At 55.4% G+C, this 12694-nt stretch carries 15 protein-coding genes and 1 tRNA gene; 6 read left to right on the forward strand and 10 right to left on the reverse strand.

Translation table 11 applies throughout. The features are described 5' to 3' along the window. Positions 1-28: 28 nt before the first annotated feature. The 3 genes from rlmF to AACS24_RS07595 all read left to right on the forward strand — a co-directional run bounded on the left by rlmF (position 29) and on the right by AACS24_RS07595 (position 3582). Positions 29-973: a 23S rRNA (adenine(1618)-N(6))-methyltransferase RlmF gene (gene rlmF / locus AACS24_RS07585; protein WP_108573010.1), complete on the forward strand. Its 945-nt coding sequence runs from the start codon at positions 29-31 to the stop codon at positions 971-973. A gap of 243 nt (positions 974-1216) precedes the next feature. Continuing rightward, entirely contained in the window at positions 1217-1942 is a 726-nt protein-coding gene (locus tag AACS24_RS07590) for a MaoC family dehydratase (protein WP_108573012.1), read from the forward strand. Positions 1943-2166: 224 nt separating this feature from the next. Continuing rightward, on the forward strand, positions 2167-3582 hold the full coding sequence (locus tag AACS24_RS07595) for an SLC13 family permease (RefSeq protein WP_108573014.1): 1416 nt from the start codon (positions 2167-2169) through the stop codon (positions 3580-3582). 66 nt (positions 3583-3648) lie between these two features. Here AACS24_RS07595 and AACS24_RS07600 read toward each other — a convergent pair whose 3' ends face one another. Further along, positions 3649-4635 (reverse strand): DUF481 domain-containing protein, encoded by a 987-nt coding sequence (locus tag AACS24_RS07600; RefSeq protein ID WP_108573015.1) that lies wholly within the window; start codon positions 4633-4635, stop codon positions 3649-3651. 24 nt (positions 4636-4659) lie between these two features. Then, positions 4660-5571 (reverse strand): L,D-transpeptidase family protein, encoded by a 912-nt coding sequence (locus AACS24_RS07605; RefSeq protein ID WP_108573017.1) that lies wholly within the window; start codon positions 5569-5571, stop codon positions 4660-4662. Between the two features lie 382 nt (positions 5572-5953). Between AACS24_RS07605 and AACS24_RS07610 the strand changes: the two genes are divergently transcribed. Beyond that, positions 5954-6043, forward strand: a tRNA-Ser gene (locus tag AACS24_RS07610). Positions 6044-6213: 170 nt separating this feature from the next. Here the strand turns inward: AACS24_RS07610 and AACS24_RS07615 are convergent. After that, positions 6214-7056 carry a MurR/RpiR family transcriptional regulator gene (locus tag AACS24_RS07615; protein WP_219927761.1) on the reverse strand — a complete coding sequence of 281 codons (843 nt, stop codon included), beginning with the start codon at positions 7054-7056 and terminating at the stop codon, positions 6214-6216. A 162-nt stretch (positions 7057-7218) separates the two neighbouring features. Here AACS24_RS07615 and AACS24_RS07620 point away from each other — a divergent pair, with 162 nt between their 5' ends. Further along, positions 7219-8775, forward strand: coding sequence for a PTS transporter subunit EIIC (locus AACS24_RS07620; protein WP_108573019.1), 1557 nt, complete (start codon positions 7219-7221; stop codon positions 8773-8775). Positions 8776-8783: 8 nt separating this feature from the next. Continuing rightward, the gene (locus AACS24_RS07625) at positions 8784-9470 is read left to right on the forward strand and encodes an N-acetylmannosamine-6-phosphate 2-epimerase (RefSeq protein ID WP_258223136.1); all 687 of its coding nucleotides are present in this window, start codon (positions 8784-8786) and stop codon (positions 9468-9470) included. 279 nt (positions 9471-9749) lie between these two features. Here the strand turns inward: AACS24_RS07625 and AACS24_RS07630 are convergent, their stop codons facing one another. The 7 genes from AACS24_RS07630 to AACS24_RS07660 form a co-directional block, all read right to left on the reverse strand. After that, positions 9750-10166: a type IV toxin-antitoxin system YeeU family antitoxin gene (locus tag AACS24_RS07630; RefSeq protein ID WP_108573023.1), complete on the reverse strand. Its 417-nt coding sequence runs from the start codon at positions 10164-10166 to the stop codon at positions 9750-9752. Between the two features lie 2 nt (positions 10167-10168). Further along, complete coding sequence (locus tag AACS24_RS07635; RefSeq protein ID WP_108573025.1) at positions 10169-10483, reverse strand: hypothetical protein; 315 nt, start codon at positions 10481-10483, stop codon at positions 10169-10171. A gap of 83 nt (positions 10484-10566) precedes the next feature. Further along, positions 10567-10923 (reverse strand): hypothetical protein, encoded by a 357-nt coding sequence (locus AACS24_RS07640; protein WP_108573027.1) that lies wholly within the window; start codon positions 10921-10923, stop codon positions 10567-10569. Position 10924: 1 nt separating this feature from the next. Next, a complete protein-coding gene (locus AACS24_RS07645; protein ID WP_108573029.1) occupies positions 10925-11467 on the reverse strand; it encodes a hypothetical protein in 543 nt (180 codons plus the stop codon). Between the two features lie 79 nt (positions 11468-11546). Beyond that, positions 11547-11909 carry a hypothetical protein gene (locus AACS24_RS07650; protein WP_108573031.1) on the reverse strand — a complete coding sequence of 121 codons (363 nt, stop codon included), beginning with the start codon at positions 11907-11909 and terminating at the stop codon, positions 11547-11549. Continuing rightward, entirely contained in the window at positions 11906-12121 is a 216-nt protein-coding gene (locus AACS24_RS07655; protein WP_108573033.1) for a hypothetical protein, read from the reverse strand. The genes AACS24_RS07650 and AACS24_RS07655 overlap by 4 nt, the downstream gene beginning before the upstream one ends. After that, a complete protein-coding gene (locus AACS24_RS07660; protein ID WP_108573035.1) occupies positions 12118-12627 on the reverse strand; it encodes a hypothetical protein in 510 nt (169 codons plus the stop codon). The genes AACS24_RS07655 and AACS24_RS07660 overlap by 4 nt, the downstream gene beginning before the upstream one ends. Between the last annotated feature and the right edge of the window lie 67 nt (positions 12628-12694).

Raw genomic sequence — 12694 nt, forward strand, 5'->3', positions numbered from 1 at the left:
GGGCCCGTTTTTCTTCGGCAGGCCCAGCATGACATCCCGAAATGACCGCAAATCCGGACTCCATCCCCGCAATCGCCATCTCGATGGTTACGACTTTGAGGCGCTCTGCCGGCAGACTCCGGAGCTGGCCACTTATCTTTTTACCAACGACTACGGTAATCTCAGCATCGATTTTGCCGATCCTGCTGCGGTCAAGGCCCTGAACCGGGCTTTGCTGGCTCACCACTACGGCATTGTTCACTGGGATCTGCCCGCCGGTTACCTCTGTCCACCCATTCCGGGGCGGGTCGATTATCTGCACCGGGTTGCCGATCTGCTGGCCGAGAGTGCCGGCAAGGTACCTGCTGGCAAAGGGGTGAGGGTGCTGGACATCGGGGTCGGAGCTAACTGTATCTATCCACTGCTCGGCAGCCGTGAGTATGGCTGGCGTTTTGTCGGCTCCGATATCGATCCGGTATCGGTGAAAGCGGCTGCTCTGCTGGCCAAAAGCAATGGACTTGGCAACCAGATCGAGTGTCGCCTGCAGGGCAATCCCGAGCATATCTTTCGCGGCATCATAGGGCCGAAGGAACGCTTTGCACTGACCCTCTGTAATCCACCCTTTCACGCATCGCTGGCAGAGGCGAGCAAGGGGAGCGAGCGCAAGCTGCGCAATCTGGGCAAAGAGGTGAAGGGGGCGCCGCTACTCAATTTTGGCGGCCAGAAAGCCGAGCTTTGGTGCGATGGGGGCGAGGCGGCGTTTCTGACCAGGATGATCAATCAGAGCAAGGAGTTTGCCAGCCAGTGCCTCTGGTTCAGCTCGCTGGTCTCCAAGAAGGAGAATCTGCCAGCCGCCAAAAAGGCGTTGACTCGAGTCGGAGCAAGTCAGGTTCGGGTGCTTGAGATGGCACAGGGCAACAAGGTGAGTCGGGTGTTGGCCTGGACCTTTTTTAATGATGCCGGCATGCGTGAATGGTGGTCAGCCCCGCGCTGAGCTGATTGAACAAGGCCCGTTGCGGGACTTTTTTGATCGCCATGGGGATAGAAGGGAGGTCGAGATCTCTGTTGGAAATCGATTTCCTCATTGGCAGATAATGCTTTTTGATGTGATATGAGTAGTGACTTCTGCCTTGGTACAGGTGTACGCCGAGATTTTTTTGCACTTTCAGCTGTAACTTTAATAAAATAGGACTGGTTAGACCTCTTTACCGGCATTGAATCACATAGGGATCGGAACATGAAAGTTGTCGATTTTCTGAAGCGCAAGCGCGAAATTCTGGCGCAGCACCCCTTTGAGCTCAAGGATTGGCTCTCTCCGGCTATCCGTGACTACTGGCGTGAGTTTCAGCAAAAGGCACATCTTCACCCTCTGCTGGGACGGGTGCTGGACTTGCAAAGCGAAGCCCAGAACGCACAGCAGCAGAATGCCGACACCGTGGCTCAGGTGGCCAACGGCCAGCCTGCTGTGGCGCAGGATCCTGCCATCGAGTTGGAGGGCGAAGCCGCTGCGCTCTATGGCGAGCTGCAGGGCAAGATTGGCGAAGAGACCCATGTCGGCGAGTGGCTCCATATCAGCCAGCAGATGATCGATCAGTTTGCCGCGGTGACCGGTGATCATCAGTGGATCCACACCAATCCGGAGCGTGCGGCTGCCGAGTCGCCCTTCAAGACCACCATTGCGCACGGTTTCCTGACGCTGGCTCTGCTGCCGCAGCTGACCGGCTCGGTGGATGAGTCCACCCCCGAGTTTCCGACTGCTCGCATGGTAGTGAACTTCGGGCTGGATCAGGTGCGATTCCCGTACCCCATCAAGGTGGATAGCAACATTCGCGCTCGCACCAAGTTGGCACGGGTTACCCCCATCAAGGGTGGACTGGAGCTGCTCAAGGAGATCAAGGTGGAGATCGAAGGGATCCGCCGCCCGGGTTGCGTGATTGAGTCGGTGACTCGCATCTACTTCTGATCCCTCGTCGTTGAAGATGAGCAAACGGGTTCGCGATGGCGAGCCCGTTTTCATTTTGGCCGTCAGGCGCTGCATGAGCGTTCAGAGACGCTGCTTGTGCTTGATATGACTCACAAAATCGCGTTGTATGCGGTTAGCCAGCTCTCATTTTGGCAAGTCCGTGTCCTGAAACGGTAGCATGTTATGCCACTATCGACTTCTCAATCCCTATTCTGGAGACGATAGTGCCCATCAATCATAAGATTATTCTGCCACTGTTGTTCAGTCTCTTTATCCTGCTGATCCCGACGCACTGGATCCCGCTCGAGGGAATTACTGTGGTCGAGCAGCGGGTGGTCGCTATTTTCGTGCTGGCGGCGCTCTGCTGGATCCTGGAGCCCATCCCCATCTTTGCCACCTCTGTGCTGATCATCGTGCTGGAGCTGCTGTTACTCTCCGACAAGGGGCTCTGGTTCATGACGGAAGGCAAGAGCGAGCCCGGGTTTGGTTCGCTGCTCAAGTCAACCGAGGTGATGGCAACCTTTGCCTCGCCGGTCATCATGCTCTTTCTCGGCGGCTTTTTTCTGGCCATCGCTGCAACCAAATACCATCTGGATGTGAATCTGGCGCGGGTGCTGCTGCGCCCTTTCGGTCGCAACCCCAGAGTCGTGATGCTGGGGCTGATGCTCATTACCGCCACCTTCTCCATGTTCATGAGCAATACCGCTACCACGGCCATGATGCTGGCCATTCTGGCACCGGTACTGGCGGTCTTCCCGGAGCGGGACCCGGCCAAGGTGGGGTTTGTGCTGGCCATTCCGCTGGCCGCCAATCTGGGCGGAATTGGCACCCCCATAGGTACACCGCCCAACGCGGTGGCGCTCAAGTACCTCACCGGTGAGCATGCCATCTCGTTTGGTCAGTGGATGGGTTTTGCGGTGCCCTTCGTCGCGCTGTTGCTGCTGCTTGGCTGGTTTCTGCTCGGTCGCTTCTTCCCGAGCCCGCTCAAGCAGATTGAGCTGAAAATCGAGGGGCGTTTCATGCAAACGCCCCGGGCCTGGGTGGTCTATCTCACCTTTATTACCACCATAGTGCTCTGGCTGCTCGGTGATCTGCACGGCATGAACTCCTATGTCGTCGCCATGATCCCGGTCGCCGTCTTCCTGACGACAGGGATCATCACCAAGGATGACCTGCACAAGATCTCTCTCGATGTGCTTTGGCTGGTGTCGGGCGGGATCGCGCTGGGTCTGGCGCTGGAGGACTCAGGGCTGGCGGAGCGTCTCATCACTCACATACCTTTCCACGAATACTCCACGCTCGCCGTGCTGGTCGGGGCTTGTCTGCTGGCGGTAGTGATGGCCAACTTCATGTCCAATACGGCAACGGCCAACCTGTTGCTGCCGCTGGTGGCTGCACTGGCGGTCAGCATGCCGGAGCTTGCCGAGTGGGGCGGCAGCCACACCCTGATCCTGGCGGTGACCATCTCGGTATCGCTGGGCATGTCGCTACCCATCAGTACGCCGCCCAATGCGTTGGCCCACGCCACCGGTCTGGTGGAGAGCCGCCAGATGGTAAGGATCGGCGTCATCATGGGGATAGTGGGCACAGTGCTGGCGATGTTGTGGATCTACCAGATCGCGGCTTGGGGCCTGATCTAGCTGCCAGTCTGTGTGTCTCATAAAAGGAGGAGCCAATCTGGCTCCTCCTTTTGATTACTCTTGGGCCTAGAAACTGGCACCCAGACTGAGAAGGTGTTTGTAATCAGTTTTGTTGAGAGACTGGCTGAACGGGCCCAGGTTGAACTCCCCTTCCTCTCGCTCGACTTCAGTGCTCCACGAGAGGCGCAGGTGGTCGTTGAAGTAGTAACGCATGCCTATGCTGCCAGAGATATCCTGATTGAGAGTGATATAGGGGGAGGGTTGAGCCAGATACTTGGTATAGCTTCCTTTGCTGAACAGCTCGAATGGTTGCTGCCAGAAAGAGAGCGGTTGGCGGTAGTCCCAGAGTAGCTCCCCGATGGGATAGCTGATGGTATGTGAGCTTGAGTAAAATATGCTCAGCAGCTCATTGTTGCGATAGTAGGCTCGCAGCATGCCTCCCTGGGCAATAAGCTCGAGCCGCCTTTTTTTGTCATTCCAGAAGCGATAACCGGGGCCTGAACCAAAATCGAGTTTCAGGTAGTTGTCGTCAAGCATGTCATATTCGGCATTGATCGAGCTGCGAATGAACCAGTGTTGATCGAAGAAGTAGTCAAGGGTGGGAGTCACCTTGTAGTCATGACTATCGGTAACGCTGTTGGAGGTCTCGTAGTTATATTCCCCTGAGAGAGTGTAACGCCAGTCGAGATTGGCCACTTCGGTCGTGCCTTTGACGTTGACATTGTTGGTCTTCTTGTCGTTGTCCCTGATCTTGACGTTGAGATCGCCACTGCTGCTCCATAGCCAGGTATTGCGTTCGTCATTCCCATCCTCGAACAGTTTTATGCCTCCCTTGGCTGTCGCCTTGGGCTTGTCCTGCTTTTCGAGTCGCCAGCGTTTTATGGCATCACGCTTGACGGTGGCTGATCCGCTATAGGGCAGGGCAATCCGTACCGACTGGTCGGTGATCTCTTCAATAGTACCGGTTAGGCGATCACCATTTTGCATCCATAGGATGTCTTTGGCCCAAAGCGACGGGCAGGAGAACAACAAAAAGAGCAGCAGGTATCTCATGGTTTGGGGCAACTCCGCGCAGTGTCAGTTGCTGATGGGCTTGGGCAAGCCATTCTTCAGTGCCATAGTCGCAGCGACTGCACTCTGTTCTACTTCGGGGGCCGCAATAAATTGTTCTACCTCCGGGGTGAGAACAAGAGGCGCGCCCTGCTCCATCTCCTCTTCCGTGCGTGACAGAGGAGAGTGCACCTCCAGCCAGCGACGACCATCAGGCTCGATGGCAACCTTGACCGGTTGATTGATGACCCGCACCTGCGTGCCGATCGGCACCATCTTGAAGAGGGGCTCGATATCATCAGGGCGCAGGCGGATACAGCCCGCGCTCACCCGCAGGCCTACGCCAAAATCCTTGTTGGTACCGTGAATGAGATAGTCTCGTTTGCCATAACCCAGGCGCATGGCGAATTTGCCGAGAGGATTGTCCGGTCCCGGCGGCACAACCGCTGGCAGTGTGATCCCCTGCTGCTCCAGCCAGGATTTGCGCACCATGGGACCGGGTACCCAACTCGGATCGGGATTTTTCTCGATGATGGTGGTGGTCATCTCGGGTGTCTCGCGACCGATGTCGCCGATCCCGATGGGCAGCACGATCACCTCCTGCTTCCCTTTCGGGAAGTAGTAGAGGCGCAGCTCGGGCAGGTTGATGACGATCCCCTCGCGCGGAACATCGGGCAGCAGCATCTGGGTCGGCAGGGTCAAGCGGGTGCCAGGCTTGGGTAAATAGGGATCAACACCGGGATTTGCTTCAAGCAGCGCCAAAAAACCAATTTGGGTATGTTTGCCAACCAGCTCCAGATACTCATCCTGCTGGATAATGTAATCCTCCAGCTCGCCAATCAGGCGGCTGCCAGCCGGAGGAAGTGGATAGCTTCTGGCCTGTACGGGCAGTGCAGAAATCAGGGCCAGCAGCAGAAAGAGGAGGGTTTTTATCGGCATCGGTGTTCCATCGGTTGGCGCGGGGCAAGGTGATTTCGACTTAACGCCCCGACAGTCATCTCTGTTCTTTTTTTCCCTTGTTGCGCAAGGCTATTTGCGACAAATAGCGCGTTGAGGCGACAGTAAACCAGCCAAAAGTGGCGACGGCCACCCTTTTTGTCGCAAGGGGCTGATAAATAGTGAACTACTGACTCGAATGGCGAACAGGACAAGATGGATGAATCTTTTTATCTGGCCAGACAATCCTGTCTGGCTTGGTTGGTGTCGATAGGGTTTGCTTGAAGAGGAAGGGGGAATGATTGGCTAAAAAGCATTCACTCGATTGATAAGTAAGAAATTTCCATTGCATTATTCCCCTTGCTTGGGTAAAAAATCATCCCACGGAGAGATGCCGGAGTGGCCGAACGGGATTGACTCGAAATCAATTGTGGCAGCAATGCCACCCAGGGTTCGAATCCCTGTCTCTCCGCCATATGCCAAGCCCAACCTATTGATTAGGTTGGGCTTTTTCATTTTTTCCTTTTCCTAGTATACCATTCAGTATGCCATTAGGTGTTAGCTGACATACTACCCGGATGGACTACATTGGACATCAATCCAGTCAGGTGTCCACGTATTGATGATGTTTCCCTCTCTTAGCGATTATATCAACCAAGGCAACGTAGCCTTGGCGCTATCCGAGATAGCTCCCGCCAGCTCAGGCCTATTTTCCAATAGTTGTTGGCTAAGTAGCTCGATTAGCAACATGGCACTGATTTTGGAGTGAAATGAGCCCGCAGTCAGTGGACCTTCCGGTTTAGCAGCAACCAGCAACTGATCAGCTAGTGTAGCGAGCGGACTGCGACTGGTATTACTGAGCACTATGATGTTAGCGCCATGCTCCTTGCTCAGTTGTACCGCATGAAGTAGGTCTTTGGTCGAGCCCGAGCTGGAGACCGCTATCACCACATCCCCCGGTTTCAGGCTAGTCGCGTTCATCGCGGCTCGATGCATATCACTGAACTGTTGGGCGGATATACCCATACGCAACAAGCGATAGGCTAGATACTCCCCGATAATGGCACTCGCGGCTACACCATAGATCTGGATCTGGCGGGCCTTCTCCAATAGTTCGGCACTTTGTAAGAGTGCCTGCTGGCTGACCAAGGCGCCAGTATCACGCAATGCAGCCACACTCTCTTCAATCAGAGTGCTGAATGCACTGGTCGCCGATACCTGAGGTTGGCTGGCTTGTTCCTGCTGGGTTTCCAGAGCCAGCGCCATTTTGAATTCGGTATAGCCACGACAACCCACACCACGGCAGAGACGAGTTACGCTGGCTTCGCTGGTGCCACTCTCACGGGCAAGCTCGGTGATGGTCAGGTAGAGCACGCGCTGGGGTTGTTCCAGCACGAATTGTCCCAACCGCTGTAGGGTCTGGCTGTATGTGGCGAGTTGATGACGAAGCAGCAAGAGAACACGTGGTGCTTCTACAGGTTGATTCAATGGGAACTCCTTCGGAGGGGAGAGGATTCAGACTGCCATGATTTTAACGCGATTCACGCTATGAATGTGAGAGCGGTCACGGCATGAAAATAATTATCATGACATTCGAACGTTATTGGTAAAAATTACCACCACTATAGTTCACTCGTGGAGATTTTTATCATGTCACTGTCCGAGAAGACGGGAAGCAGCCCGTTTTTCGAAAAGGCGCAGCGTTTTGGCAAATCATTTATGTTGCCCATCGCCGTCTTGCCTGCTGCAGGGTTGTTACTGGGGATTGGTGGCTCGCTCTCCAATCCGAACACGCTGGTTGCCTATCCATTCCTTGATGTGCCCTGGTTACAGGGGTTGTTTATGTTGATGGCCGATGCCGGTGCCATTGTGTTTGCCAACCTGGCGGTGCTGTTTGCCGTGGGGGTTGCAGTGGGGCTGGCCCGCTCTGACAAGGGGACCGCCGGTCTCTCTGCGTTGCTGGCCTATCTGGTAATGAATGCCAGTATCAGCACCTTGCTCAAGCTCTCCGATACCCTGGCGAGCGGCAATCTGGGGGCGGCAGGTCAAGGAATGGCGCTCGGGATCCAGACGCTGGAGACCGGCGTATTCGGTGGCGTGGTGGTCGGGCTGATGAGCTATTGGCTGCATAGCCGCTATAACAAGGTGCAACTGCCGCAGTTTTTGGGCTTTTTTGGCGGTTCCCGTTTTGTGCCTATCGTCTGTTCACTCGCGGCCATCGTGCTGGGGTGTGTCATGTATGTCGTCTGGCCCCATTTTCAGAAGCTGATCTTCGGGATGGGTGGGCTGGTCGATGCCACCGGTTATCTTGGTACCTTCATCTACGGCTTTGTGCTGCGGATGCTCGGTCCATTTGGTCTGCACCATATCTTCTATCTCCCGTTCTGGACCACCGCACTGGGTGGCAGCGAGCTGATCAACGGTCATCTGGTGGAAGGAACCCAGCGTATCTTCTTCGCGCAGCTGGCTGATCCCAATACGGTGCAGTTCTATGAGGGCACGGCCCGCTTCATGTCCGGCCGTTTCATCACCATGATGTTTGGTCTGCTGGGCGCATGTCTGGCGATTTATCACTGCGCTCGACCCGAGAACAAGAAGCGGGTGGCAGGCCTGCTCATCTCGGCTGCCCTGACTTCATTCCTGACCGGGATCACCGAACCTATCGAGTTTTCATTCCTCTTTATTGCACCGCCGCTCTATGTGTTGCACGCCTTCTTCGATGGCCTGGCATTCATGTTGGCGCACATGCTTAACATCACTATCGGACAGACCTTCTCCGGTGGCTTTATCGACTTCATGCTGTTTGGCGTGTTGCAAGGTCAGGCCAAAACTAACTGGATGCTGGTTCCGTTGGTGGGCATTCCCTGGTTCTGCCTCTACTACATCTCATTCCGTTTCATGATCCAGCGCTTTAAGTTCAAAACACCGGGACGTGAAGATCAGCAGGAAGAAGCAATAGAAGTTGTCGGCGTCGATCGTGCCAAGGCCATTGTTACCGGACTTGGCGGTGCGACCAACATCAAGGATGTGGATTGCTGCGCAACTCGGCTGCGTATCTCAGTGCACAAGGGGGAGAGCGTCAGTGAAGGCCTGTTAAAGCAGACTGGGGCACTTGCAGTGATCACCAAGGGCAATGGCATTCAGGTTATCTATGGCCCGCATGTCACCATTATCAAAAACGAGATCGAGGAGTTATTGGGAGCATGAGTTGTACAATGCTGAACCAGATCAAAGGCAAGTTAATCGTTTCCTGTCAGGCGCTGGAAGATGAACCGCTTCACAGTGACTTCATCATGGGCAAGATGGCACTGGCCGCAGCCCGTGGTGGCGCCAGTGCTATCAGGGCAAACAGCGTGGTGGATATCAAAGCCATCAAGCAGGAGGTCTCTTTGCCGGTCATTGGGATCCTCAAGCGTGATTATCCAGGCTCTGATGTCTATATCACCGCAACGATGCAGGAAGTAGATGAGTTGATGGCTGCAGCACCCGAGATGATTGCGATTGATGCCACATTGCATCAACGTCCCGATGGGCTGACATTGGCTCAGATGGTGGAGGCAATCCGCGCACGCTATCCAGAGCTATTACTGATGGCCGACATCGCAACCGTGGAAGAGGCACAGCATGCAGAGGTACTGGGCTTTGACTGTATCGGTACGACGCTTCATGGTTACACCGCCGAGACTCGGGGCCACAAGCTTTATGACAATGATTTTGCCTTTCTGCGCTCTGTGCTTGAGGCGGTCAATAAGCCTGTGATTGCGGAAGGGAACGTCAATACCCCACAAATGGCAGCCCGTTGCTTGCAGATCGGCGCTCATGCCGTCGTCGTCGGCGGCGCAATTACTCGCCCGCAACAGATCACCGAACGCTTTATCGAGGCAATGGGGTTGTCGTTGTAACAAGCCTTATCCATTTTGGGGCTGACAGTACGCCGTTGATGGCGAACAACCCAAGGCTCGCTTGTCTAAATTAGAACCATGAGGGAGGCAAAATGCCTCCCTCTACTTTTTGAATTGTGGGATTTGGATTAAGGGTCGAATAACTCCACACTGGGCAAACAAGTAATGGCTCTAGCCATCGTTAACGCTGGCAGCAAGACAAAGGTCAACAGAATTGGCCTTCCCCACGGCAGACACACTTATCACGGACAAGTAGGTTTACCACAAGCAGATGGATAGTCATGCCTTGCAGCCATAATTAACGCCCATGTTCGTCGTAGGGTAAATACAGATATAGACATACCCATGGCTGCCTAGGGTATCGGCTTCACAGGTGAAACCTCTGTGCTGGATAGTGATACAGTGCTGGTGTTGGGCATCCAGATCGCCTGTTAACAGTTTGGTTTCCAGTGCTTTGATGATCTCCGGGAAAGCTTCGTCGAGCTTGTCTATCTGAATCTGACTCCACTCGCCGATCAGACTGGCTCGATCGGATAGAAAATCGAGCCGGTAGCTGCTTTGTATCAGACGAGCACCAAAGCGTGGTGTTATATCACGTGGCAGACCCCAGCTAGTGCCGAGATCACGCGTGTGGGTTTGGGGAGCTAAAGAGTGTTTAGTCTCTGTGGTAGGTACTTCGGAATGGGTTGTGGTCATGATTAGCGATACCTCAGTTCAATGCCGATGATGGTGCCGGGTACATTGTGGCGCTGGCGCAGTCTTGTGAGGTGCTCTGAGAGTTTGCTCAGGTTTACTAGCCTCCCTCGATAAAGCAGGGAGAGATTGACGTAGTCGAGATGGCTCACGGTGATGGTCACCTGATGCCCTGGCTGCCATCGGCTAAACAGGTGTGCTTTGGCCTCCTTGATGGTGGTGATGCCGGGAGCGGGTAACGTCTGCTGGTTTCGCAGATGCAGTTTGTTGAGCTCTGGGGCATAGCGATGCACCTCGAGCCCAGTGATAAGACGGGTCATATTCGGTGATTCCAGTGATGCAAAGGGCCAGCCTGGAAGGGCTGGCCCTTTATGCTGTTGTGGATGAGCGAGACGGTGGGGTGTCAACGAGCACAGTCAGCTGTCTCATTGATAACCGGCTTGCAATTGAGCCGGTCCAGCAGGTGCCGCGAGCCGTACTGGGTCACCAGTCGGTCTATGGCCATCTGGGCGCAAGCCGTTCTGCTGGGCTTATTCTCAGGCATGGCGTAACGAGCGGTGAGCCAGCCACCGAGCAGGGCTATGCTGTAGCCACTCGGGATGTGGGTGAGCGAGGTGCCGATGCCCCTCCCGTGAATAAGAAAGGGCACGGCTTGGCCGCCGATGTCGATATCCATGCGTTGCCCTTTGAGCTCAAAACTGGTGAGCTCACCGGTCTGCGGGTGTTTGCCCGGTACTTTGATAGTGATGTTGTTAGCCATCTCACACCTCCGGCTTGGCTTCAAAGTGGTGGGTCACAACGCCCGCCTCCGGGTCGATGCTGATAAAGGCCGGGGCTTGCGGGTGGTACTGGTAGAGCCGCGCCAATTCAGCGCGAAACGCCTCGACGTTCGGTGCAATCACATGGCTGGTATCCCCCTCGGCGTAGGTAAAGGTCTCCAGCTTCTCGGTGTTAATCCAGATGCCGAAATACCAGGCATCGTCTTCGGTGTCGTATTGCTGCCAGCCTTGGGCCAGCAGCGTTCGGTCGTAGTAGTAGCGGTCAGCCTGATGGCTCCTCCGGTCGATGCGGCAACCCGTTACGGTGAGCTCAAGCGGGATACGCCCTACCTTCAGAGCCTTCTTGACCCGGCGCAGGAGTGTGAGGCCCTTGGTTCGGCTGCGGCCATTACCGAGCGGGAGTGGCTGCTTAGCCCGTAATGCTAGGTGGCTCATTATCTTCGGCGCGGTGTTGTGGTTGAGCTGACCAAGAGCGGCGGTTATCTGCCGGGTGGATAGAGTTTTGTAATCACGTAAGTCATGCATGGTTGGACTTCCTTCAAATGCAAACAGCCCCTCGGCGTGAGGGGCTGTTAGAGGTCTTGTGTGTGCTGGTGGCCGTGGCTCAGGTGTGACTACTCCAATCCGGCTTGTCGTTGCTGCCGTGGTTGACGTAGGCTCCGACAATCACTCGTTGCCACTCGCCAACCGGTTGGCCCGCTGCATTACAGGCACAGCGAAAACGGGCGAAGTTAATCTCTCGCGGCAGGTACTCACGCATATCCCGTGGACTGACAAAGAGCGTGGTCTTGTGCAACACCGGGTTGGGCGCAACAATGGAGCCGCCAATACGCCGTCCCTCCACATCGTGGGCATAGGCAAAGCCCGGCAGCATCAGTTGCTGGCTGATGAGTTTGGCAAGTGTTGGATGGGCACACATGGCCTCCGCTACGGCGGCCTGGCTAAAGCTGTCGTTGAACTCGATCATGGATGTTTCTCACTTTCTGCTGGTGCACTGTAAGCCGCTGCCAGCAGTTCAAACTGTTCGACCAGGTAACTGATGCTGATGCCCAGTTCATCACTGACCCTATCCCCTAGACGGTGATGCAGGTGTGCCATGTCATCTGCGATACGTTGGGCCTGGTGGGCCGTTGAACTCGGTGGTGAGCTTGTCATCGCCAGGGTGATGGAGAGAGTCATCGCATCTCCCCCCAGGGAGCTTGCTCCCACAGTGACAGCCGGGTCAGCACGTCTTGCGCTAGCGCCTGCTGTAACTGCTGTATTACCTTCACCAGCCGGGGGGCTTGCTCAGGGTTCCCGGTCCATTCACTCGACTGGTACAGGGCGCAGCAGTTGAGTTTGTACAGCGCCACCAGCTCGCTATCGGTGAGTAGTGTCTGGTGGTAACAGTGAGCAGGTTTAAACCGACTCAGCTTGGTCGAGCGGTGCTGGCGTGGTTCCTTCCGGTCCTGCTGACGTCCCAGCAGATAGCGATGCCAGACTGCACGCCGGTTGGCGAGCATCATCAGCCGCACCAGCCGGTCGACCCGCCATGTCCAGGTACTGGTCGTGTCTGCTGGCGGCAGCCACCAGAGGGTGCGCAGCAACTCAAGGGTGTAGTGTGGTGGCATGGGGGCATTGCAAAAGCGATGTAGTTGCACGGCAAAGGCTAGGTAATCCTGGCGGTCAATCATGAAAGCAGACATGGGGATGACTCCTTGAAATGCAAAAGGCCACCTGTAGTGAGGTGGCCTTGTGAGTGATATCGAGATA

Source organism: Aeromonas sp. HMWF016 (genome assembly GCF_963878195.1).
GTDB lineage: Bacteria > Pseudomonadota > Gammaproteobacteria > Enterobacterales > Aeromonadaceae > Aeromonas > Aeromonas lacus.

Coding starts and splice junctions, on each gene's coding strand:
- AACS24_RS07650 (WP_108573031.1), bottom strand. CDS start 11,909: ATGATCGAGTTCAACGACAGCTTTAGCCAGGCCGCCGTAGCGGAGGCC.
- AACS24_RS07630 (WP_108573023.1), bottom strand. CDS start 10,166: ATGACCACAACCCATTCCGAAGTACCTACCACAGAGACTAAACACTCT.
- AACS24_RS07605 (WP_108573017.1), bottom strand. CDS start 5,571: ATGCCGATAAAAACCCTCCTCTTTCTGCTGCTGGCCCTGATTTCTGCA.
- AACS24_RS07645 (WP_108573029.1), bottom strand. CDS start 11,467: ATGCATGACTTACGTGATTACAAAACTCTATCCACCCGGCAGATAACC.
- AACS24_RS07590 (WP_108573012.1), top strand. CDS start 1,217: ATGAAAGTTGTCGATTTTCTGAAGCGCAAGCGCGAAATTCTGGCGCAG.
- AACS24_RS07660 (WP_108573035.1), bottom strand. CDS start 12,627: ATGTCTGCTTTCATGATTGACCGCCAGGATTACCTAGCCTTTGCCGTG.
- AACS24_RS07640 (WP_108573027.1), bottom strand. CDS start 10,923: ATGGCTAACAACATCACTATCAAAGTACCGGGCAAACACCCGCAGACC.
- AACS24_RS07600 (WP_108573015.1), bottom strand. CDS start 4,635: ATGAGATACCTGCTGCTCTTTTTGTTGTTCTCCTGCCCGTCGCTTTGG.
- AACS24_RS07625 (WP_258223136.1), top strand. CDS start 8,784: ATGCTGAACCAGATCAAAGGCAAGTTAATCGTTTCCTGTCAGGCGCTG.
- rlmF (WP_108573010.1), top strand. CDS start 29: ATGACATCCCGAAATGACCGCAAATCCGGACTCCATCCCCGCAATCGC.
- AACS24_RS07620 (WP_108573019.1), top strand. CDS start 7,219: ATGTCACTGTCCGAGAAGACGGGAAGCAGCCCGTTTTTCGAAAAGGCG.
- AACS24_RS07655 (WP_108573033.1), bottom strand. CDS start 12,121: ATGACTCTCTCCATCACCCTGGCGATGACAAGCTCACCACCGAGTTCA.
- AACS24_RS07635 (WP_108573025.1), bottom strand. CDS start 10,483: ATGACCCGTCTTATCACTGGGCTCGAGGTGCATCGCTATGCCCCAGAG.